This window comes from Arthrobacter sp. TE12232 (genome assembly GCF_054062615.1).
In genome coordinates this window covers 1064827-1087328 of record NZ_JBSSFK010000001.1, presented here as the reverse complement: position 1 = coordinate 1087328, position 22502 = coordinate 1064827, and the positions used below count along the sequence as shown (strand labels likewise).

Here is a 22502-nt window from a genome sequence, read left to right as displayed (position 1 = left end):
GGCGTTTGGCGGCGCCCGGATTTTCCACACAGCCCGGCCTTTCCACATAACCGACGCCGGATCCGACCGATTTGCCCGTCTTTGAGACAATGGTCGGGTGACTGTTGTAGCAACGCCTCCCGCCCCCAAGCTGGAACTCCCGCCCCTGAAGCTGGGCCCGATCACCGTGGACACCCCCGTGATCCTGGCTCCTATGGCGGGTATCACCAACTCCGCCTTCCGCAGGCTGTGCCGTGAATACGGCGGCGGCCTGTACGTCGCGGAGATGGTCACCTCGCGCGCCCTAGTGGAACGCACGCCGGAGTCGCTGCGCATCATTTCGCACGACGACGACGAGAAAGTCCGCTCCGTCCAGCTCTACGGCGTGGACCCCGTGACCGTCGGCCAGGCCGTCCGGATGCTGGTCGAGGAAGACCGGGCGGACCACATCGACCTCAACTTCGGCTGCCCCGTCCCCAAAGTCACCCGGCGCGGCGGCGGCTCGGCCCTGCCCTGGAAGATCGACCTCTTCACCTCGATCGTCCAGACCGCTGTCAAGGAAGCCTCCCAGGGCAACATCCCGCTGACCATCAAGATGCGCAAGGGCATCGACGAGGACCACCTGACATACCTCGACGCCGGCCGGATCGCCCGCGATTCCGGCGTTGCCGCCGTCGCTCTTCACGGCCGCACGGCCGCGCAGTTCTATTCCGGCCAGGCCGACTGGTCTGCCATCGCCCGGCTCCGCGAGGCGCTGCCGGACATCCCGGTCCTCGGCAACGGCGACATCTGGTCCGCCGAAGACGCGGTCCGGATGGTCCGCGAAACGGGAGTGGACGGCGTTGTCGTCGGCCGGGGATGCCAGGGCCGGCCGTGGCTGTTCGGCGATCTCATGGCCGCGTTCGAAGGCAGCGACCAGCGGCACCGGCCGGATCTGGGCCAGGTGGCCGAAAGCGTCTACCGGCACGCCGAGCTCATGGTCGAGACGTTCGGGGACGAGGGCAAGGCCCTGCGCGAAATCCGCAAGCACATCGCGTGGTACTTCAAGGGCTACGTGGTCGGGAGCGAGCTGCGGACCAAACTCGCGCTCGTCACCAGCCTCGAGGTGCTCCGCGCAACCCTGGATCAGCTGGACCTCGACTCTCCGTACCCCGGGGTCGATGCCGAGGGCCCGCGCGGCCGCGCCGGCTCGCCCAAGAAGCCCGCCCTGCCCAAGGACTGGCTGCTGAACCGGACCCTGGATGACGAGCAGAGCCGCGACATCTCCTTCGCCGAGCTGGATGTCTCCGGTGGCTGAGACCCGGACCACCGCCCCCGTCCTGGACGGCTACACCTCCCGCGACTCCGCCCGGTGGGTCGAAGAGCCGCCCAAGACCACCTACCGGTCGGACTTCGAGCGTGACCGTGCGAGAGTCCTGCACTCCTCGGCCCTGCGCCGGCTCGGCGCGAAGACCCAGGTGGTCGCCCCGGATACTGACGACTTCGTCAGGACCCGGCTCACGCACAGCCTCGAAGTGGCCCAGGTGGGCCGCGAACTCGGCCGCGCCCTCGGCTGCGATCCCGACGTCGTGGACACCGCCTGCCTGAGCCATGACCTCGGCCACCCGCCCTTCGGCCACAACGGGGAAGCGGCGCTCAACGAGGTGGCCCACGCGATCGGCGGTTTTGAAGGCAACGCCCAGACGCTGCGGCTGCTGACCCGGCTTGAGCCGAAGGTCCTGGCCCCCGATGGCCGTCCGGCAGGCCTGAACCTGACCCGGGCGAGTCTCGATGCCGCCGCCAAGTACCCGTGGTCCGCCGTCAACGCGCCCGTCATCCACGGGGAGCGGACCAGCAAGTTCGGCGCCTATGAGGACGACCTCCCCATCTTCGACTGGATTCGCGAAGGCGCCCCGGAACGCCGGTCCTGCCTCGAAGCGCAGGTCATGGACCTGGCGGACGACATCTCCTACTCGGTGCACGACGTCGAGGACGCGATCGTCGCAGGGCACTTCCAGCTGCGCTGGATGGACAACCCGGACCATCGTGCCCGCGTCGTCGGGTACGCGAAGCAGTGGTACCTGCCGCACAACGACCCCGCCGCGATCGACGCCGCGCTGGCGCGGCTGGAGGCCACGAGCGTCTGGGTGCGCGAGGCCGACGGCAGCCGCAAGGCCATGGCGGCGCTCAAAGACATGACCAGCCAGTTGATTGGCCGGTTCTGCCAGAGTGCGCTGGAAGCCACCCGGGCCGTTTACGGCCCGGAGAACCTCACCCGCTACCACGCGGAACTGATCGTCCCGGACGAGACCGTCATGGAAATCGCGGTGATGAAGGGCCTGGCCACCACATTTGTGATGACCACCGAGCACCGCCAGCCCATCTACGAGCGCCAGCGGGAGGTCCTGCACGCCCTCGTCACCGCCCTCAGCGCCACGGAGGACCGCCACCTGGAGCCGATGTTCGCCGCCGACTGGCTCGACGCGGGGGACGACGCCGGGAGGCTGCGCGTCGTGATCGACCAGGTCGCGTCGCTGACGGACGGCTCGGCGCTGGCCATGTACGAGCGTCTCGTGGGCAGCCTGCCGTCGCTGTGGTGACCCAGCCAGCCGCCTGGAGGCAGGACCACCACCCAATAGACAGGAATGTCTAAGGGTTTACAAAGGAACTCCGGGGATCATGGGAACACAGGCCTAACCGCAGAGGAAGGGGACACCCGTGGATACCCGGGACAAGGGCAGGCGACTGGCCAGCGGCATCACCGCGGCAGTCGGCATCGGCAGCCTCGCGGCTGCGGGCGTCGCCGCCGCCGTCGTGTATTCCGCCACGCCCTCCAGCGCTTCAAAGACTTCTCCTGCGACCGCCAGCTCGAACTCGTCCGGACGGTCAGCGCGCCACGGCTCCGGCACGGCGGACGGCGGCAGCACCACGCAGAATAACGGCACGAGCCGCTCGCACGGATCAACCCCCGTCCGGCCGGGCAACGGCAGCGTCACCCACGGTCAATCCTCGGGGTCCTAAGGTGGAGGCGCAGGCAGCTTGGACCGTCTGGGGCCTTGACGCTTCCCTCGCTGTTACCGACGCCGGAATGCTCGCCGCCGCCCAGGAGATCGTCCAGAGCGTCCTTGCCGACGTCGAGCTCGCATGCAGCCGCTTCCGGGACGACTCGGAACTCACCAGGCTCCAACCGCAGCTGGCTGCCGGGGCGATCGTTAGCCCGACACTCCTCGACCTCGTTGAGCGGGCCCTGGCCGCCGCCCGGTGGACGGACGGCGCCGTCGATCCGACCCTCGGCACGGATCTGGCCGCCCTCGGGTATGACCGGGACATCGTCAGCGTGCAGGTGCTGCCGGACGACCCCCGTCCGCAAGGTTCGCACCTGGTCCCGCCGGCCGGTTCGGTCAGGGCACGGCGCGTTCCCGGATGGTCACGGGTCAGGATTGACGGGCGGACGCTGACCGTTCCCGCCGACATCCGGCTGGATCTGGGCGCCACCGCCAAGGCAGCCGCGGCGGACCGCGCTGCAGCCGAGGTGCATTCGCAACTGGGATGCGGGGTGCTCGTCTCTTTGGGCGGCGACCTGGCGACCGCCGGCCCGGGGCCGGGAAGCCCCGGCGCTGCGGCCCCAGGCGGGGGCCCCGGAGCCGGCCCCGGAGCGACAGAGCCGTGGCAGGTTCTGGTCCAGGACCTTCCCACGGACCCGAGCCAGCACATCGCCCTGGACCCCGGATCCGCCGTGGCCACGTCCAGCACGCAAAAACGCCGGTGGAAGCACGCGGGAGCGGACGTCCACCACGTTCTTGATCCCCGTTTCGGGCTGCCCGCAGAGGCCGTGTGGAAGACGGTGACGGTGGCGGCTCCGACGTGCCTGGAAGCCAATGCCTTCAGCACGGCCGGCATTGTTCGCGGCTTCGCCGCCGTCGAATGGTTCCGTTCCGCGGGTGTCACGGCCCGGCTGGTGGATCAACGCGGACGCGTTGTCACCACCGGCGGCTGGCCGGCGGAGAGCAACAGCGTGGAAGTGCGTGCGTCCCGTGGATGAGGCAATGTGGGCGTTCGGCCGGGTGAGCGGCTTCATGTCCCTTGCCCTGTTCACGGTGTCGGTCCTGTTGGGCATCCTCACCCGCTCCGGCCGGCCCTTGCTGGTGCTTCCGAGGTTTTCCGTCAGCATCCTGCACCGGAATATCGCCTTGTTGGCCACGGTGTTCCTGGGGCTGCACGTTGGGTCCCTATTGTTGGACTCCTTCGCGAAGCTGCGGCCTGTCGACGTCGTCGTGCCGTTCCTTGGCTCGTTCCGGCCGTTCTGGCAGGGCCTGGGGACCGTGGCACTGGACCTCGTCGCGGCCGTCATCGTGACAGCCCTACTGCGGCAACGGATCGGGCACCGGGCGTTTAAGGCCGTGCACTGGCTCGCCTACGCGGTCTGGCCGGTGGCGATGGCCCATGCACTCGGCAACGGCACGGACGCCGCCGGCCAGTGGTTTCTCCTGCTGGCGGCCGCGTCCGGCGCAGCGATCGCCGGTGCCCTGCTGTGGCGGCTCTCTTCAACGTTCCTCGAAACCGCCAGAGCCCGTGGAGGTAACCTCCAATGAGCTCGATGCCCGGCGTGCTCCCTCAACCGCCGCTGCCCAATGCGCAGCCGCTGGCGCGTCTTTTGGCCGCCGGCGCGGAGGCCGGGTACGCCCGGCACGTGGACACTTTCGGGCCTCTTGATCCCGACGCCGTCGCACCCGGGCTGCTGAACCTGCTGGACGCGTCGGGGCTGACCGGACGCGGCGGCGCCGCCTTCGCGACCTGGCGCAAGGCGCTGGCAACATCACAATCCGGGCGGAAGCGCCTTGTTCCCGCGCGGCCCGTCGTGATCGCCAACGGCGCCGAAGGGGAGCCGCTGAGCTTCAAGGACCGTACGCTCCTGGCGCACGCCCCCCACCTGGTGATTGACGGTCTGCTGGCCGTGACGCGGGCGGTCTCGGGCACGCAGATGTACCTCTATGCGCCTGCTGCCAGCCTTCCCGGGGTGCAGGAGGCCCTCTCCGGACACCCCGGGGGCCGCCGGACCCAGCTCGTGGAGTCACCGGAAACGTTCATCTCCGGCGAGGCGAGCGCCGTCGTCAACAGCATCGCCACCGGCTCCGCGATCCCGCTCGACAAAGGCCGCCGGCTCAGCGACACCGGGCTCAAGGGGCGCCCCACCCTGGTCCTCAACGTCGAAACCCTGGCCCATGTGGCCCTCATCGCACGGTTCGGCGCGGACTGGTTCCGCGAAGTCGGGACGCCCACGGACCCTGGCACGCGGCTGCTGTCCGTGTCCGGCCCAGGGCCCGGCCCGGACGTCGTCCTGGAGGTGCCCGGCGGCGCAAGGCTCACCGACGTCGTTCAATCCGCCGGCATGGACCCGGCCTCCCTGTCGGCCGTTCTCGTCGGCGGCTACCACGGCCGCTGGGTGCGGCCGGCGGCCTACGTCCTCTCGCCCGGCGGTCCCGCCGGCCACGTGGTCCGGCCCGGAGCAGGCGTCATCCACGCCTTGGGGGCGCAGCAGTGCGGGCTTGGAGCCACCGCGGGGATCGTGGCGTACCTGGCCGGGCAGTCCGCCCGGCAATGCGGCCCCTGCATGTTCGGGCTGCCCGCCATGGCGGGAATCTTCAACCGGATCGCAGCAGGAGAACAGGACCCGCGGCTGCCGGAGGAACTGGGCCGGCTCGGCACGCTTGTCTCAGGACGCGGGGCCTGCCATCACCCGGACGGAACAGCGCAGCTGATCAGCAGTGCGCTGGAGGTCTTCGCCGACGACGTGCGGTCCCATCTCACCGGGCGCTGCTCCGGATCCGGAAGCTGGACGCCATGACCGCCACCCTTCACATCGACTGGACCAGGTGCGACGGCCGCGGCCTGTGCACGGAGCTGCTCGCCGGGGTGCTCATACGGGACGACTGGGGGTACCCGGTGGCCCGTGGAAGGCAGGGTCCTGAGCGCACCGACGTCCCCATCAGGCCCAGCGACGCGGACGCCGCGCGCGACGCCGTCTCGCTCTGCCCGAAACTCGCCCTCAGCCTCCGGGACCCTGCTTCCGGAGGCCCGCAGCGCCGGCGCTAGTCCCCGGCCGGGCCGGTCCGTGTCGGCCCGGCGTACTAGGATGGCACTGTGGCCGGCCTGATCAAACGTGAAGATATCGACGAAGTACGCCAGCGCACCGACATCAAAGAAGTTATCGATGGCTACGTGACGCTCAAGGGAGCCGGGCTGGGTTCCTACAAAGGCCTGTGCCCCTTCCACGACGAGCGCTCACCCTCCTTCACCGTGCGACCCCAGGTGGGCCGGTACCACTGCTTCGGCTGCGGCGAGGACGGCGACGTCATCTCCTTCGTGCAGAAACTGGACCACATCTCCTTCCACGAGGCCGTGGAAAAGCTGGCCCATCGGATCGGCTTCGAGCTCCACTACGAGGACGGCGGCTCCGGACCCAACCGGGAGGACATCGGCCGGCGCCAGCGGCTGCTGGATGCCCACAAGGTGGCCGACGAGTTCTTCCGGTCCCAGCTGCTGACCCCGGGCGCCGCAGAGGGCCGAAATTTCCTCTACGGCCGGGGCTTCGACCGTGCGGCAGCGGAACAGTTCGGGGTAGGGTATGCCCCGCAGGGCTGGGACGCGCTGCTCAAGCACCTGCGCGGCCGCGGCTACACCGACGCCGAACTCAAGCTGACCGGCATGTTTTCCGAAGGCAACCGGGGCATCTACGACCGCTTCCGCGGACGGCTGATCTGGCCCATCCGGGACATTGCCGGTGACACCATCGGCTTCGGCGCCCGCAAGCTCTACGAGGACGACCAAGGCCCGAAGTACCTGAACACCCCCGAAACCGCACTCTACAAGAAGTCCCAGGTCCTCTACGGCATCGACCTCGCCAAGCGCAACATCGCCAAGGACCGCCAGCTCGTGGTGGTGGAGGGCTACACCGACGTCATGGCCTGCCATCTGGCCGGCATTCCGACGGCGGTGGCCACGTGCGGCACCGCGTTCGGCACGGACCACATCAAGATCGCCCGCCGGCTGCTGTCCGACGACGGCAGCGGGGGAGAGGTCATCTTCACCTTCGACGGCGACGCCGCCGGGCAGAAGGCGGCGCTACGCGCTTTCGAAGAGGACCAGCGTTTTGTCGCGCAGACGTTCGTTGCTGTGGAGCCCAGCGGCGCGGACCCGTGCGAGCTCCGTCAGTCCAAGGGCGACTCCGCGGTCCGGGACCTGATCGGAAGTCGCCGTCCGCTGTTCGAGTTCGCCATCCGCGCCACCCTCAAACGGCACAATCTGGACACCGTCGAGGGCCGGATCGCGGCCCTGCGTGAATCAGCGCCCGTGGTGGCGCAGATCCGCGACGCCGGTATCCGGCCGGCCTATGCCCGCGAACTGGCTGGCTGGCTGGGGATGCCCGTCGAGGAGGTCAGCAGGGCCGTCGGTGTGGCGACCAAACGCGCCGCACAAGGTGCCCCAGCCACTCCGGGCGGCGGCCCGGGCCGCAGCCAGGGCGGCGCCCAGGCCGGCGGACCCAGCACCGGGCATGGCCCGGGACAGGCGGGAGCCCCGGGCTATGCCGGGTCCGGCCGCGGCTACGCGGGGCCGGGACCCGGCGTGGCGCCCTTGCCGGCGTCGGCCGTTCTTCCGTCCTTCAACCGGCCCGATCCGCGGGACCCGGTCGCGGCGATGGAGCGTCAGGCCCTCGAGGTCGCGCTCCAGGAACCCGGCATGCTGGAGGGCGAGACGTGGCAGCGTTTCTCCGAGGCACGGTTCTCCACGCCCGCCTATCTCGCCATCCACGAGGCCATCCGCGCCACCGGACTCGGGTCCGCGGGGGACCCGGTGCGCTGGGTGGAGCAGTTGCTGCGGGAGGTTCCCGAGCCGCTGCGGCCGCTCGTGTCCGAACTTGCGGTGGTGCCGTTGCCGGCAAACACGCCTGAGGGCGTCCTGCGCTACTGCAGGGACATCCTGGCCCGCCTGTTTGAGCTCCAGATCACCCGCGTGAAGGCGGAGAAGATGGGGCAGTTGCAGCGCCTGGATGCCTCGGCGGATCCCGAGGAATTCCAGCGGCTGAATCGCGAACTCATGCAGTTGGAGATGCAGCGGAGATCGTTGCGCTCGGACGCCTGAGGCGCCGATTTCGTTTCCCGGGCTGGTGTTTGCTAGGCTTATACCCGCTTCATTCCTCCTTAGCTCAATTGGCAGAGCATTCGACTGTTAATCGAAGGGTTGCTGGTTCAAGTCCAGCAGGAGGAGCGCGCAGTCCCCGTTCCGGGTTTCCGGGACGGGGACTTTTTTTATACCCGGAGGGGGTATTTCGCGGGCTGCTTCCACGGGTTCTCCGGCCGATTTCCCTACCGGCAAAACCTTTGCTAATGTCATACCTGCTTCATTCCTCCTTAGCTCAATTGGCAGAGCATTCGACTGTTAATCGAAGGGTTGCTGGTTCAAGTCCAGCAGGAGGAGCGGACAGGTCCCGCGGCCGGTGAAAACCAGCCGCGGGACCTTTTTTATTGCATTCTTTTCGGGTCCTGTCTCTGATCCCTTCGGGGACCCGGGTGGCCCGGGGCCTACGGTGGCCCGCGGCCTACGGTGGCCCGAGTCTTGGGTGGCCGCACTGTTCAGGGGCCGAGCGTTCAGGTGTTCCGAGTATTCAGTGACGCCACGGGCGTTCAGCGACGCCGGGCGTGAAGTCTCCACGGCCTCAGTGACCATGACCTCGGACGCTCGGACGCTCGGACGCTTGGACGCTTGGACGCTTGGACGCTTGGACGCTTGGACGCTTGGACGCTTGGACGCTTGGACGCTTGGACGCTTGGACGCTTGGACGCTTGGACGCTTGGACGCTTGGACGCTGGGACGCTTGGACGCTTGGACGCTTGCCCGGACCTCAGACGAAGTACATTTCCACCTGGAGGAAGCGCTGGGCCTCGGCGACCGCGGCCTCGAACGCTTCTTGCTCCGTGGGGGACTTCCTCGGCTCACGCGGATGCCATTCATGCGGCGCAGAGTGCACCTGGGTGAATCCGCCCCCCGGCGGGGCATAGAAAATGCCGAACCGTTGCACGGGCCACTCCGGGGAGGTCTCGGGCGCCACCAGTAGGGCGGAGTCGGAGGCCGGGTTGTACCACTGGGCAATCGGGCGGCGCCGGTCTTCGGTGAACAGGCCTGCCGCGTACATGGCTGCCGACTGCGGGCTGGTCTGACTACACAGGCGATCCCACCACAGGGGCAGGATTCCGGTGTCGCACCGCTGCCACGTGGCGGGGAGGGGCTGAGGTTCCTGCCAATCGGGCATGAAACAACTTTATCTCCCGCCACGGGCGCCGAACAGAGTGCCACTGTGCCCAGTCTTGGGCGGGAAGTATGAGCATGTCCCGTGCCTGCAGCTGCACCCTGGGCGCGCCGTGGGACATGCCCAGCGCTGGCCCTAACGGGTGGACATAGTGCCCGTATGCCCACCCTCCGGCGCGAAGAATGAGCATGTCCTGCCGGGCGGGCACGAATAATGGGCATGTCCCGCGGGTGAGGCTTGAAGGATGGGCATGTCCCGCCGGGTGGGGCATGAAGAATGAGCATGCCCCCGGCGGGCACGAATAATGGGCATGTCCCATCGGGGGGCGTCTGTAGCGCGGGGTGGCCGGGGGGCATGCTCAGTGCTGGCCCTGGCGCGTGGACATAGTGCCCCTATGCCCACTCCCGGGCGCGAAGAATGGGCATGTCCCGCGCGGGTGGGCTTGATGCAGGGGCATGTCCCGCGAGGGTAGGGCTCGAAGGATGGGCATGTTCCCTTGGAGCAGGCGCGGGCCTACTGGATCGGCGGCACCGTGCTGGGGCGGACGATCAGCCACAGGGCTGCGGCGGCCATCAGGATGCAGGCGGCCTGGACGGCGCCCATGGGGGTTGCGGAGCTGACGCCGAGCCAGCCGACCACCGGGGAGATCAGGCCCGCCATCATGAACGTCGCCGCGCCAAGCAAGGAGGCGGCTGTTCCGGCCTGGGCCCCATGTTTGGCCAGTGCCAGCACCTGCACGGTGGGGAAGGTGAAACCGGCACCGAGTATGTAGAACCACAGGGGCACCAGGACGCCCCACAGGCCGAAGCCCAGCTGGTCGAAGATGACAATCAGCACGGCCATAAGGAACATCCAGGCCGTGGAGCAGGCCAGGATCCACTGCGGCGGCACGCGCCTGACGATCCTTGCGCTGGTCTGGACGCCGGCCACGATGCCGAGGGAGTTGATGCCGAAGAGCAGCCCGTATTGCTGGGGCGTGAAGCCGTAGACATTCTGGAACAGGAACGGCGACGCGGACAGATAGGTGAAGAGGCCCGCGAAGTTCATGCCGCCCACCAGCAGCAGGCCCACGAAGATCCGGTCGGAGAACAGCACTTTGTAGCGCTGGCGCGCGGTCAGCCCGGTCTTTCCGCGCAGCTCCGGCGGCAGAGTTTCGCGGATCACGAACAAGGCCGCGATGATGACGCACGTTCCATAGGCCGCCAGGAACAAGAAGATGCCCGGCCACGGCATCAGCAACAGCAGCTGTGAGCCGATGACCGGGGCGAGGATCGGGGCCAGGCCGTTGACGAGGGCCATGCGCGAAAACATCCGCACCATCGCGTAGCCGCTGAACAGGTCGCGGACCATGGCCATGGCAACAACACCGCCGCCTGCGGCCCCGACGCCCATGAGCACACGGAAGAGGCCCAGCGTGGCGATATCCGTGGACTGGGCGGCGCCCAGGGAAGCTGTGATGTGCACCGCCGTCGCCAGAATCAGTGGCATCCGCCGGCCAAACTTATCGCTCAGCGGCCCCACCACGAGCTGTCCCAGCGCGAACCCTAGGGTGGTGCCGGTCAGCGTCAGCTGCACGGCCGCCGCGGAAACACCAAGGTTCTCCTCCAATGCCGGAAACGCGGGCAGGTAGAGGTCCACCGTGAACGGCCCAAGGGCAGTCAAAGCGCCCAGCGTCAGGATGTAGAGAAATTTGCGACGGCGACTCAGGGAATCACCGGGATTGGGGGGTGTGCTCACAGAGGTCCATCCTAGGGCCCGCCGAGACGGCCGGCGGGTGGTTGCGCGGGCGCGCCACGCCTTGCCCGAAAGGCCCCCCAAGAGCCGAAATGATAGTTTTGACCCCGGGGTCTGTGCGAAGCTGTCCAGACCCGGCAAGCCCGCGGGAGCGGAACGACGGATGGCACCAGTTAGGCAGGACCGATGAGCGGACGTCACAGCGGCGGGACAGGCGGCGGGCTGCGCATTTCCGCGTTGCCGAAAACCCTGAAGATGATCTTCAAACTCGCGCCCCGGCAGCTCAATGACGAGATTGCTCTGGCCAAAGCCGAAATCAAGCGCAAGGGGATCCAGCTCGGCGTTGCCGGCGCCTTCTTGGCCGTCGCCCTGATCTTTGTCGCTCTGCTGGTGATCGGACTGGTCGTTGCCGCCATCATGGGTCTGGCCACCATCATGCCGGCCTGGCTTGCCGCACTGCTGGTCTGCGCCTTCTTCCTGATCATCGCCGCGATCGGGGCGCTCATCGGCGTTAACAAGTTCAAGGCCGCCATGCCGCTGGTCCCCGAGGACACACTCCGGGGACTCAAGCACGATCTCGGCATCGCCAAGGAAGGGTCGGCCTTCGACGCGGCCGTCCTTGACCCGAACTCGGAACAGTACAAGGCCGCAAAGGCCGCCAAGGAAGCCGCCGCCGCCAAGGCGAAGGCCGAGAAGGAAGCCAAGGCTGCCGCCAAGCCGGACTTGGGTCCAGCCCCCACCGAGGCGGAACTCCGACGCCGGCTGGATCAGCGCCGCACGCATCTCACCGGCGTGCGGGACGAACTCGGCCGGGAACTCGACGTCAAGACCCAGGCCCAGGGGCTGGTGGCCGCCACCCAGGCGCGGCTGCAGGAAAGCAAAGAGCAGCTCGAGGACAAAATCGCGGGCTTCCGCGCGGCCCGTGCCTCAGCCCGTTCCTCGGCGGGAGCGCCGACCACAGCCGCCGACGGGCAGAGCCTGGCCGGCCAGATCAAACAGCGCTGGAAGCCCCTTGCGGTGCTGGCAGCGTCGGGGGCCGCACTAGCGGTCCTCCTGCGCAAGCTGCTCAAGGGCTAGGCAGATCCCTGAACCCACACGCCAAACCGTTGCCGTCCACGGAAAGGGGGAATCGATGAAATTCATCGGCGCTGGTGCCCGCCCCGGGCAGCCCCTCGTCCACCGCGACGCGGTCTTCACGGTTCCCAACATCCTGACCGTGGTGCGCTTCCTGGGTGTTCCCCTCTTCATTTGGCTCGTCCTCGCGGAGCAGGAGTACGGCTACGCTGCCCTCGTGCTCGCTGTCATGGCCAGCACCGACTGGGTGGACGGCTACATTGCCCGCCGCTTCAATCAGATGTCCAACCTTGGCCGGGTCATGGACCCCATTGCCGACAGGCTGTCGCTGATCGCCGTCGCCGTGACCCTCGTGATCGCCGGCGTCGTCCAGTGGTGGTATCTCGCCGCGTTGCTGGTCCCGGATGCGATCCTGCTGGCCCTGTCACTGTTCTACTTCCATGGCCACCCGGACCTGCCCGTGAGCCGCATCGGAAAGATCCGCACGGGTCTGCTGCTGGTGGGCACGCCGCTGCTGGTGCTGTCCAAACTCCCGGTGCCGGCCGCCGAGGTTTACGCCACGGTCGCCTGGATCTTCCTGGGCCTCGGCCTGGTGGGACACTGGATCGCAGCCTACAACTATGTCTGGGCCATCATCGGCAAGGGCAGGGAACTGCGGACGCACGACGGCGGCTCCGACTGATGGTCTGGCTTGCGGTTTTGCTTGCGGTACTTGGCGCCTTCTGCCTGGCCTTCGGCGCCCAGCGCCAGGGGAGCGCGGTCAAGGCCGACACCGGCGGCCTGGCGCTGAGCACTCATGGGTTGCTGCGGCTTGTGCGCAATCCGCGCTGGGTCTTTGGGTTCCTGCTGCTCTGCGTCGGGATGGCGATGAACGCCGTCGCCCTCGTCATGGCGCCCTTGACGGTGGTGCAGCCGATTGGCGCGATCGCCCTGGTCATCACCACCGTGGTCAATACCAAGGACCAGGGCCTGAGTATGAACCGGGCCACCATCGTCGCCATCTCGGCCTGCGTGACCGGCTCAGCAATGTTCGTGGTGCTGGCCGTCAACGTGACCCAGGAAAACCACAATGTCAGTAGCGAGGACGAGTTGACCATCGTCCTGCTCCTGGCCCTGGCGGTGGGGCTCTTCGGCACGCTCGCCCTCCTGTTCAAGCACCGCATGAGCGCCTTCGTCTACATCCTGGGCGCAGGGGTTCTCTTCGGCTTCGTGGCGGTCCTGACCCGCATCATCGGCAGGCATCTGCTGGACCCGAACGGATTGTTCCTGCTGAATGTGCCGTGGTACAGCCTTGTGGCGATCGTTGCTGCCGGCGTTCTGGGATCGTGGTTTGTGCAGAACGCCTATTCCGGCGGACCGCCGGACCTCGTGATCGCCGGGTTGACCGTGATCGACCCCATTGTGGGCATCGCGATCGGCATCGTCATTTTGGGAGAACTGCGTCCCGACGTACAACCCGTTATGGCCATTGCCATGGGGACGGCGGCATCCCTTGCTATCGTGGGAGTAATAGCCCTTTCCAGGCACCACCCGGAAGTCACCAAGCGCAAGAAGGAAGCGCGGAAGGCTGCGGGCAGGTCCTAGGGCGTCCGTCCAGACTTAGGCTACAGGCCCGGTGCGCCTGCACCGACCGCCAGCCGGCCACCTTTGATCCAGCTGCCCGCCAGCGACCACCAGGAGCTCTTCACGTGACCATGTCCGACAACCAGCCCCCGCTGACCATCCTGATTGCCGCTGACACGTACCCGCCCCACGTCAACGGGGCCGCCCAGTTCGGCTACCGTCTCGCTAAGGGGATGACAGCCCGCGGACACAATGTGCACGTACTGGCATGCCGCCCGGGCAAAGGCCCGAGCTTCACCGAGTTCAGCGAAGAGGCCACCGTGCACCGCTTGCGCTCCCACTCCGTGCCGACGCACGAGTACTTCCGGATCACCTTCCCCTGGGAGATCAAGAAGGAAATCGCTCTCTTGTTCGACCGCATCCAACCGGACGTGGTGCACATCCAGAGCCACTACATGATCGGCGAGCACGTCCTGTACGAGGCCGTGAAGCGCGGCATCCGCGTGGTGGCGACGAATCATTTCATGCCGGAAAACCTGAACCCGTTCCTGCCGTTCCCGCAGTGGTTCAAAGACATCATCGGCCGGATCTCCTGGCGGGACATGGGAAAGGTCATGAGCCAGGCGGACGTTGTGACCACGCCCACACCGCTCGCTGCCAGGGCCATGCACCAGCACGCCTTCCTCCGCAAGGTCCTGCCTCTCTCCAACGGCATCGACGCCGCCGCCTACGAGCTGCGTCCCGACGAAACGATTGAACGCCACGCCAGCCCCACCGCGCTTTTCGTCGGCCGGCTGGCCGAGGAAAAGCACGTGGACGTGCTGATCGACGCCGTCGCCAAGACGCCCAAAGACCTGGACATCCATCTGGAGATCGTCGGCGGCGGCGAGGTGCGCCCGGCCCTCGAAGCCCAGGTCGCCCGGCTCGGGCTGACAGACCGGGTCAAGTTCCTCGGCCTGGCCAGCGACGCCGAACTCCGCGAGGCGTACATCGCGGCGGATGTGTTCTGCATGCCCGGTACGGCGGAACTTCAGTCCCTCGTGACTCTGGAGGCGATGTCGGCGTCGACCCCCGTCCTGCTGGCCGACGCCATGGCGCTGCCGCACTTGGTGCGCGAAGGTGAGAACGGCTACCTCTTTACCCCCAACGACAGCGATGATCTCGCCGCCAAGCTGGCGCGCGTGCTCTCGCTGCCCGAGGACCAGCTTGAGGCGATGGGGAAGATCAGCCGCGAAATGGTAGAGAGCCACGGCATCGAGCGGACGCTGCAAACGTTCGAAGACATCTACCGGGGCGCCAGCTACGACGACCTGGTCGTCTAGGCAGGCTGCATCTGCTCTGCCGGTGCCCCGTCTCGCTGTGTCCTCCGGCCTAGCAGTGTCTTCCGGCCTCGTCCTGCTCCAGCTGAGTCAAGTCCCGGCGCAGGCCGGCCATGGCCGGCGGAGACGTCGGGCATCAGCAGGCCGCCAGCCGCAGTGGTGGCCTGCACGTGGGTTGCGTCTACTATTGCTAGAGTGTTTTTGCCCGGAAGCAGTCCGGCCCCCACGGGTCCGGCCTGGCTCCGGGCGCAAGGGGCTATAGCTCAGCTGGTTAGAGCGCGGGACTCATAATCCTAAGGTCCTCGGTTCAAGTCCGAGTAGCCCTACATTTGCGCGGATACCTCCTCTCCGGGTCCGCACCCACGGGAGCCGTGGCTGACGTCCGACGTCGGCCACGGCTCCCTTTGCGTGGCGCCGCTGCTTGCAGCGGTCCCCAAACTGCGGTAAGTTACTGGTGAGTAACATAGCGCAGGCGCGAAGCCCGTGTCCTTTTGGTCGCTGCTGATCACGAGTGAAGGAACATCATGTCTAAAGCTGGAATCGACATCCACAACCTGCCCTACGCCGACGGTGACTTCTTCGCCTTCGAGCAGCTTCTCAGTGCGAAGGAGCGGGACAGGCTGGCCGAAGTTCGCGAGTTCCTCGCCCGCGAGGTCAAGCCGATCGCCGTCGATTGCTGGAACCGCGCCGAGTTCCCCATGGGCCTGATCCCGAAGCTCGCCGAAATCGACCTCGTCAGCCCGGTCAAGCGGCAGGGCTACTCGAACCTCTTCGCAGGAATCCTGCATGCCGAGGCCACCCGCGCGGACACGTCGATCGCGACGTTCATGGGCGTCCATGACGGGTTGTTCACCGGCTCCATCGAAGCCCTTGCCTCGCAGGAACAGCAAGATGCATGGCTTCCGGACATCTACTCCCTCAAGAAGATCGGCGCCTTCGGCCTGACCGAACCGCTCGGCGGCTCCGACGTCGCCGGCGGCACCCGCACCACAGCCCGGCGAGAGGGTGACCGCTGGATCCTCAACGGCGCCAAGCGCTGGATTGGCAACGCCACTTTCTCCGATTGGGTGGTCATCTACGCCCGGGACGTCGACGACAACCAGGTCAAAGGATTCCTCGTTGACACCAAGACCGAGGGGTATCGCGCCACGAAGATTGAGAACAAGATCTCGCTGCGCACGGTTCAGAACGCCGACATCACCCTCGACAACGTGGTGGTGCCGGACTTCTTCAAACTCGCCAACGCCAACAGCTTCCGCGACACCAACAAAGTCCTCAAGGTCACCCGCCTCGCCGTGGCCTGGCAGGCGGTGGGGCAGCAGCTTGCGGCCTTCGACGTCGCCCGGCGCTACGCCGTTGAGCGCACCCAGTTCGGCCGCCCGATTGCCTCGTTCCAGCTGATTCAGAACCAGCTCGTGCAGATCCTTGGCAATGCCGTCAGCTCCATGGGCATGATGGTCCGGCTTTCCCAGCTGGAGGACGCCGGCGAGGCCAAAGACGAGCAGTCCGCACTGGCCAAGGCGTTCACCACCGCGCGCATGCGTGAAAGTGTGGCCCTGGGCCGGAGCATCCTCGGCGGCAACGGAATCGTGACGGACTTCGAGATGGCGAAAGTGTTTGCCGACGCCGAGGCGATTTACTCCTATGAAGGTACGCACGAAATCAATACCCTCGTGACCGGCCGCGCGATTACCGGAATTTCCGCGATCGTCTAAGGCACCCCGGCTCCGCGTCGGCACCGGGCAACCTGCGCCGGGCACCCTGCGCCGGGCAACCGGTACCGGGCACCCTGCGCCGGGCAACCGGTACCGGGCACCCTGCAGCGTACAACCGGCGCCCGCCCGCCTGCCCCTCACCCGGGGCCGGTCACCAGGGGCGGGAGCAGGACTGAGGGCCTCAGATCCATTACGAAGGCCAGCGGGTTCACGTAGTCTTCGCCTCGGCGGACGCCCCAATGGAGGCAGGGCGGCGCAGGACCGCAGTGGCCGATCTGCACGCGGCCCAGGATGTCGCCCTTGGCCACCGCGGCCCCCGCCGTCAGGGCGCTGGCCACCGGTTCGAAACTGCTGCGCAGCCCGTTGCCGTGATCGATGGTGATGACCGGCCGGTCCACCACGACTCCGACAAAGCTCACCGTCCCGGCCTCCGGTGAGAACATCGGGGCGCCGTCGTATGCCGCCTCAATGTCGACCCCGCGGTGACCGCTGAGCCACGGCTTTGCCGGGGGATCGAAGCCGCGTAGAACAGCCGGCCGCGGACTGAGCGGCCAGTCCCAGGTGGGTGCCGGGACAGCCGGTGCCCCCGGGGAGCCCCGGACACTGGACATCGAAACCTCGGGACCGGCGGGGCCCGACCCGGCGGCGACGAAAGCCTCGGGCGCGAAACGCTGGGGGACCGGAACTGTGAGCACCGTGGGCAGTGCCAGGAGCAACGCCGTCAGGCCGATGGGGATCTTCATGCCTCCAGCCTGCCGCGGCAGCTCGCCGGGCGGAATCGTCCTCGGCTGCTATGTGGAAAAGCGCGGGCGTCGCCCGGGCGGCAGTTTGGCGGGCGCCGGGCGGGCCTTAGGCCGCCGGTGCCCGTCGGCCCCGGCCCGGCCCGGCGACTGCGCGTTCCCCGGTCCACGTCCCGACCCCGGCGACTGCGCGTTCCCCGGTCCACGTCCCGACCCGGCGCCCACCTGTCCTCGTTCCGAGTCCCGGGCGGGCCCCCTCCAACCCTCGGATCCCGGCCCCGCTGCCCGGCGAAAGCGGTCCTTCGGGGCGGGGCTGCTGTAGTACACTTGGTGGAGCAGTTTGCTGTGCCCTCACGCTTGTGATGATCACCGCGATAGTCACTGCGACAGTCACCGTGTTAGGCATTGTGATGGTCGTCGCGGCCGTCGTGATTGTTCAAGCCGGCACGCCTCATTCAGGGGTGCGGGGGAGCAGCAGCTGACTACGCGTATCCAGCCCTCCTCAAAAGAAGCCTCAAACTTCCGCCGCGGAGGACTGCGCCTCCTGCGGTCCGTTCCCTCCGGCACGGATGGGAAGCGCAGTGGATGCCAGGAGCAACGCCCATCCCGGGTGATTGCTAAATAACCGTCAACTATGGGCAGGGTAAGAGAGCCATGGGCTCTCTCATGAATGACCTGCCGGAAGGAGCGTCGGCATGCCCGTCGTAACTATGCGTCAGCTGCTTGACAGCGGCGTCCACTTTGGACACCAGACCCGCCGTTGGAACCCGAAGATGAAGCGCTTCATCTTCACGGAGCGCAACGGTATCTACATCATTGACCTGCAGCAGTCGCTGTCCTACATCGACCGTGCCTACGAGTTCGTGAAGGCCACCGTTGCACACGGCGGCACCGTTCTCTTCGTCGGCACCAAGAAGCAGGCGCAGGAATCCATCGCCGAGCAGGCCACCCGCGTTGGCCAGCCGTACGTCAACCAGCGTTGGCTCGGCGGTATGCTCACCAACTTCCAGACCGTCTCCAAGCGCATCCAGCGCATGAAGGAACTGGAAGAGATCGACTTCGACGACGTCGCCGGTTCCGCATACACCAAGAAGGAACTGCTGCTCCTTCGCCGCGAACTCACCAAGCTGGAAACCAACCTCGGTGGTATCCGCAACCTGACCAAGGCGCCCTCCGCGCTGTGGATCGTTGACACCAAGAAGGAACACCTTGCTGTCGACGAAGCCAAGAAGCTGAACATCCCGGTTGTGGCCATCCTGGACACCAACTGCGATCCCGACGAAGTCGACTTCCCGATCCCGGGCAACGACGACGCCATCCGCTCCGTCAACCTGCTGACCCGCGTTGTCGCCGACGCCGTTGCTGAGGGCCTCATCGCCCGTAACCAGCGCGCCACCGGCACCACGGAAGCTCCGGAAGAGCCGCTGGCCGAGTGGGAGCGCGAACTCCTCGAGGGCAACAAGGCTGAAGCTGCTGCAGCGCCCGCCGCTGAAGAAGCACCGGCTGCTGAAGAAGCTCCGGCTGCAGAGGCTGCTCCGGCCGCCGAAGATGCACCGGCTGCTGACGAAGCCAAGTAGGCAGACAAGTAAATCTGGATCTCCCCTCACGCTGCATGCAGCTGCCTGCGGCGCAGGGGTACCGACAGGATGGCCGCTCACTCGGTGAGCAGCCGTCCTGTCGGTCCGTACACCACATAAATTTCTAGACAGAGGGGTTCACATGGCGAACTACACTGCCGCTGATATCAAGGCTCTGCGCGAGCGCACCGGCGCCGGCATGATGGATGTCAAGAAGGCTCTTGACGAAGCCAACGGTGACGCCGAAAAGGCCATCGAAATCATCCGCATCAAGGGCCTCAAGGGCGCCACCAAGCGCGAAGGCCGCTCCACCGCTGAAGGCCTGGTTGCTGCCAAGGTCGCCAACGGCGTCGGCGTGATGATCGAAGTCAACTGCGAGACCGACTTCGTCGCCAAGGCTGACAAGTTCATCCAGCTGGCCGACAAGGTCCTGGCCGTGGCTGTCGAGTCCGGCGCCGCTGACCTCGAGACCCTGCTGGCCACCGAGGTTGACGGCAAGCCGCTGTCCGAGGTCGTCATCGAAGAGGGTGCGGTTCTGGGCGAAAAGGTTGTTGTCCGCCGTCTCTCCCGCATCGAGGGCGCTACGGTCGACGCTTACCTGCACAAGACCTCCAAGGACCTCCCGGCCCAGGTCGGCGTCCTGTTCGCTGTTGACGGCGAAGGCGAAGCAGCTGCCACCGCAGCCCACGACGTTGCCGTCCACATCGCCGCCATGGCTCCGAACTACCTCACCCGTGAGGACGTTCCGGCCGAGCTCGTCGAGTCCGAGCGCCGCATCGCCGAGGAAACCGCAAAGGCCGAGGGCAAGCCCGAGGCTGCGATGACCAAGATCGTCGAAGGCCGCGTTACCGGCTTCTACAAGGGCGAGGTCCTCGTTGACCAGGCATTCGCCAAGGATGCCAAGAAGTCCGTCGCCCAGGTCCTCGAAGAGGCCGGCGTCAAGGGAACTGCCTTCACGCGCTTCCGCGTCGGCTCCTAGTCAGACAACAGTCAGGCGCTGGTCAGACATACGTCGGACAATAGCCAGACATGCTAAGGGGGTGGTCACCACGGTGGCCACCCCTTTTGCATGCATGCACGAGGTACCCGTTTCGGCCACCGCCGGAATGCCGCCTTGGGCCCCCAGCACGATAACCTAACTCAGAGTTCACCAACGGGAAGGCACCATGGAAACCGTCACCACTTCAGCCCAGCCAAAGAAGAACAGGCGCCGCGTCCTCTTGAAGCTCTCCGGCGAGGTCTTCGGCGGCGGGAAACTGGGCGTTGACCCGGACACCGTCCGTGGCGTGGCCAAGCAGATCGCGGCCGCTGTTCCCGACGTCGAGGTCGCCATCGTCGTCGGCGGAGGCAACTTCTTCCGCGGCGCCGAACTGTCCCAGAGCGGCATGGACCGTTCCCGCGCCGACTACATGGGCATGCTCGGAACCGTCATGAACTGCCTCGCCCTCCAGGACTTCCTGGAACAGGCCGGGGTGGAAACGCGCGTGCAGAGCGCCATCACCATGGGCCAGGTCGCCGAGGCCTACATTCCCCGCCGCGCCATCCGTCACATGGAAAAGGGCCGGGTTGTCATTTTCGGTGCCGGCGCCGGCCTGCCCTACTTCTCTACGGACACCGTGGCCGCCCAGCGCGCCATGGAGGTCCACGCCGACGTCGTCCTGATGGCCAAGAGCGGCGTCGACGGCGTCTACACCGCCGACCCCAAGAAGGACCCGACGGCGGAGAAGCTCCACCGACTCAGCTACGACGACGCTCTGCGCCGCGATATCCGGGTCATGGACCAGACCGCGATGACCATGTGCAAGGACAACAAGCTCACGATGGTGGTCTTCGGCATGGAAGGCGAGGGCAACGTCACCCGCGCCATCCGCGGCGAAGACCTGGGCACCGTCGTCACCCCCTAGCAACGGCTAGGATGTTTTCAGGACCTTTCCGCTGCTAGGCGGAAAACACAGGCGCCAGGCGGAATGCACAGGCGCACAAGAAAACGTGCCGCGCCCCGGCCGCCGGGACGCACCAATTTCTGAGGAGAGACCGTGATCGAAGAAACCTTGCTCGAAGCCGGGGACAAGATGGACAAGGCAGTTGAGGTAGCCAAGGAAGACTTCGCCTCGATCCGGACCGGCCGCGCAACGCCTGGCCTGTACAACAAGGTCATCGTCGAGTACTACGGCACCCCGACGCCGCTGCAGCAGCTGGCCTCCTTCGCGGTGCCGGATGCCCGCACCATCCTCGTCACCCCGTACGACAAGACGGCCCTGCGTGACATCGAGCGCGCCCTGAGCGACTCCGAGGTGGGCGCCAACCCCTCCAACGACGGCAATGTCATCCGGATCACCATTCCGGAGCTGACCAGCGAACGGCGCAAGGAATACGTCAAGATCGTCAAGTCCAAGGGCGAGGACGCGAAGGTGTCCATCCGCAACATCCGCCGCAAGGCCAAGGAAACGCTGGACCGGCTCGTCAAGGACGGCGAAGCCGGCGAAGACGAGGGCGCCCGCGGCGAGAAGGAACTGGACGCCATGACCAAGGCGCACGTGGACGGGATTGACGAGCTGCTCAAGCGCAAGGAAGCTGAGCTGCTCGAGGTCTGATGAATCAGGCACAGGAGGCCTCCGGGCCGCGCGCCCGGAGGCGGGGGAAACCACGCGAAAACCCGACGCCCAAGGCGGGCCGGAACCTGCCCGCCGCTACCGTGGTGGGCGTTGGCATGCTCGTGTGTGTCCTCGGCGGACTGCTTTTCCTCCCGCTGGGCTTTGTCCTGATCACCACGACCTTCGCGATCTTCGGCGTCTGGGAAGTCTTCCGCGCCCTGGAGGCCGCCGGCACCCGCGTGCCGATCGTCCCGGTGATGGTCGGCACGGTGGCCATGCCCATCGCCGCCTACTTTGGCGGCCTCGAGAGCCTGCTTTTTGCCATGCTGGCCAGCAGTGTGGCGGTGCTGTTGTGGCGGACCCTTGAAGGCGCGGCCGGATCGGCGCGCAGCATCTTCGCCGGGGTCTTCACCCTGTCCTGGGTGCCGTTCATGATCAGCTTCGCCGCTCTGCTGCTGCACACTCCCGAGGGCGAGACACCGGTCGGGCTCTGGCCCGGCGGCGTGATCCCGCCCGGCGCCTGGCAGATTGCGACGCTGCTGCTCCTCGTGGTTGCCAACGACACCTTCGGCTACCTCGTGGGCGCCTCCCTCGGCAAGCATCCGATGGCTCCCAAGATCAGCCCCAAGAAGACCTGGGAAGGCTTCGCGGGTTCGATCGCGGGAGCGGTGATCATCGGCGTGCTCGCCACGGTGTTCGTCCTGGGCAAGCCGTGGTGGGTCGGCGTCGTGCTTGCCGTGGGCATGGTGGCCGCCGCCACCGCCGGCGACCTCGCCGAATCCATGGTCAAGCGCGAGCTCGGCATCAAGGACATGAGCAGCATTCTTCCCGGCCACGGAGGCGTCATGGACCGCCTGGACTCGATCGTTTTCGCCTCCCCGGCAGCGTTCATTCTCTTCTCCGCCGTCGCTGGGGCATAGGCGC

General features: G+C 66.9%; 21 protein-coding genes and 3 tRNA genes. 21 read left to right on the top strand and 3 right to left on the bottom strand.

Annotated elements, in window-relative coordinates; all coding sequences use genetic code 11:
• Positions 1-97: 97 nt before the first annotated feature.
• The 10 genes from dusB to ACVWZ7_RS04815 all read left to right on the top strand — a co-directional run bounded on the left by dusB (position 98) and on the right by ACVWZ7_RS04815 (position 8433).
• Positions 98-1276 carry a tRNA dihydrouridine synthase DusB gene (gene dusB, locus ACVWZ7_RS04860; RefSeq protein WP_091249593.1) on the top strand — a complete coding sequence of 393 codons (1179 nt, stop codon included), beginning with the start codon at positions 98-100 and terminating at the stop codon, positions 1274-1276.
• Positions 1260-2558: a deoxyguanosinetriphosphate triphosphohydrolase gene (locus tag ACVWZ7_RS04855; protein ID WP_175460403.1), complete on the top strand. Its 1299-nt coding sequence runs from the start codon at positions 1260-1262 to the stop codon at positions 2556-2558. The genes dusB and ACVWZ7_RS04855 overlap by 17 nt, the downstream gene beginning before the upstream one ends.
• Before the next feature lie 118 nt (positions 2559-2676).
• Entirely contained in the window at positions 2677-2979 is a 303-nt protein-coding gene (locus ACVWZ7_RS04850; RefSeq protein ID WP_344363923.1) for a hypothetical protein, read from the top strand.
• 1 nt (position 2980) lies between these two features.
• Complete coding sequence (locus ACVWZ7_RS04845) at positions 2981-4000, top strand: FAD:protein FMN transferase (RefSeq protein ID WP_456507139.1); 1020 nt, start codon at positions 2981-2983, stop codon at positions 3998-4000.
• Positions 3993-4550 (top strand): ferric reductase-like transmembrane domain-containing protein, encoded by a 558-nt coding sequence (locus ACVWZ7_RS04840; protein ID WP_456507138.1) that lies wholly within the window; start codon positions 3993-3995, stop codon positions 4548-4550. The genes ACVWZ7_RS04845 and ACVWZ7_RS04840 overlap by 8 nt, the downstream gene beginning before the upstream one ends.
• Positions 4547-5803, top strand: coding sequence for an NADH-ubiquinone oxidoreductase-F iron-sulfur binding region domain-containing protein (locus ACVWZ7_RS04835; protein WP_456507137.1), 1257 nt, complete (start codon positions 4547-4549; stop codon positions 5801-5803). Before ACVWZ7_RS04840 ends, ACVWZ7_RS04835 begins: the two co-directional genes overlap by 4 nt.
• Entirely contained in the window at positions 5800-6051 is a 252-nt protein-coding gene (locus tag ACVWZ7_RS04830) for a ferredoxin (RefSeq protein ID WP_456507136.1), read from the top strand. The genes ACVWZ7_RS04835 and ACVWZ7_RS04830 overlap by 4 nt, the downstream gene beginning before the upstream one ends.
• A gap of 48 nt (positions 6052-6099) precedes the next feature.
• A complete protein-coding gene (dnaG, locus tag ACVWZ7_RS04825) occupies positions 6100-8097 on the top strand; it encodes a DNA primase (RefSeq protein WP_456507135.1) in 1998 nt (665 codons plus the stop codon).
• A gap of 53 nt (positions 8098-8150) precedes the next feature.
• Positions 8151-8223, top strand: a tRNA-Asn gene (locus tag ACVWZ7_RS04820).
• A 137-nt stretch (positions 8224-8360) separates the two neighbouring features.
• Positions 8361-8433, top strand: a tRNA-Asn gene (locus tag ACVWZ7_RS04815).
• A gap of 424 nt (positions 8434-8857) precedes the next feature.
• Here ACVWZ7_RS04815 and ACVWZ7_RS04810 read toward each other — a convergent pair.
• On the bottom strand, positions 8858-9265 hold the full coding sequence (locus tag ACVWZ7_RS04810; RefSeq protein WP_116768248.1) for a hypothetical protein: 408 nt from the start codon (positions 9263-9265) through the stop codon (positions 8858-8860).
• Between the two features lie 510 nt (positions 9266-9775).
• Positions 9776-10999 carry a multidrug effflux MFS transporter gene (locus tag ACVWZ7_RS04805; protein WP_344363908.1) on the bottom strand — a complete coding sequence of 408 codons (1224 nt, stop codon included), beginning with the start codon at positions 10997-10999 and terminating at the stop codon, positions 9776-9778.
• A gap of 183 nt (positions 11000-11182) precedes the next feature.
• Here ACVWZ7_RS04805 and ACVWZ7_RS04800 point away from each other — a divergent pair, with 183 nt between their 5' ends.
• The 6 genes from ACVWZ7_RS04800 to ACVWZ7_RS04775 all read left to right on the top strand — a co-directional run bounded on the left by ACVWZ7_RS04800 (position 11183) and on the right by ACVWZ7_RS04775 (position 16667).
• Positions 11183-12073 carry a phage holin family protein gene (locus ACVWZ7_RS04800; RefSeq protein WP_456507134.1) on the top strand — a complete coding sequence of 297 codons (891 nt, stop codon included), beginning with the start codon at positions 11183-11185 and terminating at the stop codon, positions 12071-12073.
• A 55-nt stretch (positions 12074-12128) separates the two neighbouring features.
• On the top strand, positions 12129-12752 hold the full coding sequence (locus ACVWZ7_RS04795) for a CDP-alcohol phosphatidyltransferase family protein (RefSeq protein WP_116768245.1): 624 nt from the start codon (positions 12129-12131) through the stop codon (positions 12750-12752).
• Positions 12752-13654: a DMT family transporter gene (locus tag ACVWZ7_RS04790; protein ID WP_344363900.1), complete on the top strand. Its 903-nt coding sequence runs from the start codon at positions 12752-12754 to the stop codon at positions 13652-13654. Before ACVWZ7_RS04795 ends, ACVWZ7_RS04790 begins: the two co-directional genes overlap by 1 nt.
• Before the next feature lie 110 nt (positions 13655-13764).
• Complete coding sequence (locus tag ACVWZ7_RS04785) at positions 13765-14955, top strand: glycosyltransferase (RefSeq protein ID WP_425547161.1); 1191 nt, start codon at positions 13765-13767, stop codon at positions 14953-14955.
• 249 nt (positions 14956-15204) lie between these two features.
• Positions 15205-15278 (top strand) — tRNA-Ile (locus ACVWZ7_RS04780).
• Positions 15279-15476: 198 nt separating this feature from the next.
• Positions 15477-16667 carry an acyl-CoA dehydrogenase family protein gene (locus tag ACVWZ7_RS04775; RefSeq protein WP_456507133.1) on the top strand — a complete coding sequence of 397 codons (1191 nt, stop codon included), beginning with the start codon at positions 15477-15479 and terminating at the stop codon, positions 16665-16667.
• A 137-nt stretch (positions 16668-16804) separates the two neighbouring features.
• Here ACVWZ7_RS04775 and ACVWZ7_RS04770 read toward each other — a convergent pair whose 3' ends face one another.
• A complete protein-coding gene (locus ACVWZ7_RS04770; RefSeq protein WP_456507132.1) occupies positions 16805-17410 on the bottom strand; it encodes a M23 family metallopeptidase in 606 nt (201 codons plus the stop codon).
• Between the two features lie 692 nt (positions 17411-18102).
• On the opposite strand from ACVWZ7_RS04770, the gene rpsB reads away from it, so the two are divergent.
• From rpsB to ACVWZ7_RS04745, 5 genes are all read left to right on the top strand, one after another.
• On the top strand, positions 18103-18984 hold the full coding sequence (gene rpsB / locus ACVWZ7_RS04765; RefSeq protein WP_456507131.1) for a 30S ribosomal protein S2: 882 nt from the start codon (positions 18103-18105) through the stop codon (positions 18982-18984).
• Between the two features lie 142 nt (positions 18985-19126).
• Entirely contained in the window at positions 19127-19963 is an 837-nt protein-coding gene (gene tsf, locus ACVWZ7_RS04760) for a translation elongation factor Ts (RefSeq protein WP_116768240.1), read from the top strand.
• 187 nt (positions 19964-20150) lie between these two features.
• Positions 20151-20888 carry a UMP kinase gene (gene pyrH, locus ACVWZ7_RS04755; RefSeq protein WP_116768239.1) on the top strand — a complete coding sequence of 246 codons (738 nt, stop codon included), beginning with the start codon at positions 20151-20153 and terminating at the stop codon, positions 20886-20888.
• A gap of 132 nt (positions 20889-21020) precedes the next feature.
• On the top strand, positions 21021-21578 hold the full coding sequence (gene frr, locus ACVWZ7_RS04750; protein WP_091249643.1) for a ribosome recycling factor: 558 nt from the start codon (positions 21021-21023) through the stop codon (positions 21576-21578).
• Positions 21578-22498, top strand: coding sequence for a phosphatidate cytidylyltransferase (locus ACVWZ7_RS04745; protein ID WP_456507130.1), 921 nt, complete (start codon positions 21578-21580; stop codon positions 22496-22498). The genes frr and ACVWZ7_RS04745 overlap by 1 nt, the downstream gene beginning before the upstream one ends.
• The last annotated feature ends 4 nt before the right edge of the window (positions 22499-22502 follow it).

What these genes read in the sequence shown, in the direction of transcription:
- ACVWZ7_RS04775 (WP_456507133.1), top strand. Translation starts at nt 15,477, where the DNA reads ATGTCTAAAGCTGGAATCGACATCCACAACCTGCCCTACGCCGACGGT.
- ACVWZ7_RS04795 (WP_116768245.1), top strand. Translation starts at nt 12,129, where the DNA reads ATGAAATTCATCGGCGCTGGTGCCCGCCCCGGGCAGCCCCTCGTCCAC.
- pyrH (WP_116768239.1), top strand. Translation starts at nt 20,151, where the DNA reads ATGGAAACCGTCACCACTTCAGCCCAGCCAAAGAAGAACAGGCGCCGC.
- ACVWZ7_RS04830 (WP_456507136.1), top strand. Translation starts at nt 5,800, where the DNA reads ATGACCGCCACCCTTCACATCGACTGGACCAGGTGCGACGGCCGCGGC.
- ACVWZ7_RS04770 (WP_456507132.1), bottom strand. Translation starts at nt 17,410, where the DNA reads ATGAAGATCCCCATCGGCCTGACGGCGTTGCTCCTGGCACTGCCCACG.
- ACVWZ7_RS04835 (WP_456507137.1), top strand. Translation starts at nt 4,547, where the DNA reads ATGAGCTCGATGCCCGGCGTGCTCCCTCAACCGCCGCTGCCCAATGCG.
- ACVWZ7_RS04785 (WP_425547161.1), top strand. Translation starts at nt 13,765, where the DNA reads ATGTCCGACAACCAGCCCCCGCTGACCATCCTGATTGCCGCTGACACG.
- tsf (WP_116768240.1), top strand. Translation starts at nt 19,127, where the DNA reads ATGGCGAACTACACTGCCGCTGATATCAAGGCTCTGCGCGAGCGCACC.
- rpsB (WP_456507131.1), top strand. Translation starts at nt 18,103, where the DNA reads ATGCCCGTCGTAACTATGCGTCAGCTGCTTGACAGCGGCGTCCACTTT.
- ACVWZ7_RS04790 (WP_344363900.1), top strand. Translation starts at nt 12,752, where the DNA reads ATGGTCTGGCTTGCGGTTTTGCTTGCGGTACTTGGCGCCTTCTGCCTG.
- ACVWZ7_RS04800 (WP_456507134.1), top strand. Translation starts at nt 11,183, where the DNA reads ATGAGCGGACGTCACAGCGGCGGGACAGGCGGCGGGCTGCGCATTTCC.
- ACVWZ7_RS04810 (WP_116768248.1), bottom strand. Translation starts at nt 9,265, where the DNA reads ATGCCCGATTGGCAGGAACCTCAGCCCCTCCCCGCCACGTGGCAGCGG.
- ACVWZ7_RS04745 (WP_456507130.1), top strand. Translation starts at nt 21,578, where the DNA reads ATGAATCAGGCACAGGAGGCCTCCGGGCCGCGCGCCCGGAGGCGGGGG.
- ACVWZ7_RS04855 (WP_175460403.1), top strand. Translation starts at nt 1,260, where the DNA reads ATGTCTCCGGTGGCTGAGACCCGGACCACCGCCCCCGTCCTGGACGGC.